The sequence below is a fragment of the Actinoplanes sp. NPDC051633 genome (genome assembly GCF_040681735.1).
Classification (GTDB): Bacteria; Actinomycetota; Actinomycetes; order Mycobacteriales; family Micromonosporaceae; genus Actinoplanes.
This window is the reverse complement of record NZ_JBFAZH010001465.1, coordinates 1-1,672: the sequence shown is the minus strand read 5'-3', so window position 1 is coordinate 1,672 and position 1,672 is coordinate 1. Positions and strand designations below refer to the sequence as shown.

Annotated in this window: 2 protein-coding genes; one reads left to right on the top strand and one right to left on the bottom strand. The window is 73.1% G+C overall.

All coding sequences use genetic code 11. The features are described from left to right. The coding region (locus tag AB0M20_RS42120; protein ID WP_364306987.1) for a bifunctional DNA primase/polymerase at nt 1-553 on the bottom strand (553 nt) is incomplete at its 3' end. Between the two features lie 107 nt (nt 554-660). On the opposite strand from AB0M20_RS42120, the gene AB0M20_RS42115 reads away from it, so the two are divergent. Next, nucleotides 661-1,672 (top strand): AAA family ATPase (locus AB0M20_RS42115; RefSeq protein WP_364306986.1); only part of this gene is annotated, 1,012 nt, incomplete at its 3' end.

Sequence of the window (1,672 nt, the reverse complement as noted above, 5' to 3'; positions counted from 1 at the left end):
GGTCCGGCACGACGGGCTCGGGTCCGGCGACCAAGTCGCGCAGGGCCGGCGGCGCGACCGGCAGAAGGTAGCCCGGCCCGAACACCCAGGTGTAGCCGGAACCGCGCGCATGCCGCGACGGCGGTGCCACCACGTAGCCGCCCGTGCCACGCCAATCCACCCCGGGAAGAAGACGCACCCTGTTGCCGTGGCCCATCGGACGAAACCAGAAATGCCAGCCGCCCCCGCCCGTGCGGACCTGCGGCCCCGCCGGCATCGAGCCGCCCAGCAGGTGACACAGGCTGTGCCAGCCCTCGACCGAGTCGACGTCGGCCACATCCATCACCACGCCGGTCCGCAGACCGACATTCGCCTCCGGCCACTGCGCCCACCACATCTCGATGAGGCGCGGATCGGTGCTCGCGTCGGTCAGGCCATGGCGGAGTCGCGGGTGCTTGCCGGGCCGGTCGCAATCCTCTCGGCCGCATGAGCATCCTCCGTCCGCGGCAGGGGTGTGCACCGGCAGGACAGGGATGCCGTGCCGGGCGTAGGCGAGTGCCGCGGTCAGGAACATTAGAACAAACGTACGACAGAGACCCGGGCCCGTAACAACAAATCTTTTCGACCGGGTTGTCCACAGGCCGGCCCGGAATTGTCGGCGGCAGCCGATACCTTCCTCGCGTGTCCGTCACATCGCTGATCACCAGCCCTTCCGCCGAGGCCGCTCGCGTCGTCGACGCGGTGCTGGCCGACCTGACCACCGGCGACCATCGCGGCGTCGTCGTCGACTCCCCGCCCGGCGCCGGCAAGTCCACGCTGGTCGTCAAGGCGGCCGGCGTGCTCGCCGCCGCGGGGGAACCGCTGATCGTCGTCGCGCAGACGAACGAGCAGGTCGACGACCTGATAGCGCGGCTCGGCGCGGCGTCTCCCGAGCTCCGGGTCGGTCGTCTGTCGGCGGTGGACTACGCGCCGTCGGAGCGGGTCCGCGCCCATCCGAGCTGCCGGGTCGGCGCCAAGGTGGGCGACCTGGGCGACCCGGCGATCACGATCGGCACGGCCGCCAAGTGGGCGACGGTGTCCGAGGGGGTGTGGCCGTGGGCGATCGTGGACGAGGCCTATCAGATGCGGTCCGATGCGCTGTTGCGCGTCGCGCCCCGCTTCGCCCGGGCGCTCTTCGTGGGCGATCCGGGCCAGCTGGATCCGTTCTCGACGGTCGAGCTGGACCGGTGGGTCGGCCTGTCGTGGGACCCGATGCAGAGCGCGGTCGCGGTGCTGCTGCGGCACAACCCCGACCTGCCCGTGCACCGGCTGCCGGTCTCCTGGCGGTTGCCGGCCTCGGCCGCGCCGGTGGTGGCGCAGGCCTTCTACCCCTTCACCGGCTTCCGGGCGGGCACGGCGCCGGGTGACCGGACGCTGGCGTTCGAGGCCGCCGGCGGCGAGACACTCGACGAGGTTCTGGACACCGCGGCCGCCACCGGCTGGGGGCTGCACGAGCTGGCGGCACGCTTCACCGTCCGCACCGACGCCGAGGCCGCGGCGGCGTGCGCACGCCTGGCCGCACGTGCGCTCGAGCGCGGCGGCGTCACCGAGTCGGGGCCGCTGAGCGCCGACCGGATCGCGATCGGCGCGGCCCATCGCGACCAGGTGGCAGCCATCCGGTCGTTCCTGCCGCCGTCGGCCACCGGCGTCACGG